Here is a 229-nt window from a genome sequence, read left to right on the forward strand (position 1 = left end):
CTTCATCGCTCAGATCGTGCCCCTTGCGATGCACGAGATCGACTGCCGTCATGATCATGCCCGGTGTACAGAAGCCGCACTGCAATCCGTGATGCTCGCGGAAGGCCTCCTGCAGCGGATGCAACGGAGCGCCGTCGGCGGCGAGACCTTCGATGGTTTTGACCTCGTGCCCGTCCGCCATCACCGCCAGCGTGGTGCACGACTTCACGGCCTTGCCGTCGAGGTGGAC

Annotated in this window: 1 protein-coding gene; it reads right to left on the reverse strand. The window is 63.8% G+C overall.

Features of this window, described 5'->3' with window-relative positions; all coding sequences use genetic code 11:
- Positions 1 to 229: (2Fe-2S)-binding protein (locus tag KK083_RS32425; protein WP_254170311.1), on the reverse strand; the 229-nt coding region annotated here is incomplete at both ends.

Source organism: Chryseosolibacter histidinae (assembly GCF_018598225.1).
In the GTDB taxonomy this organism is placed as follows: domain Bacteria; phylum Bacteroidota; class Bacteroidia; order Cytophagales; family Cyclobacteriaceae; genus Chryseosolibacter; species Chryseosolibacter histidini.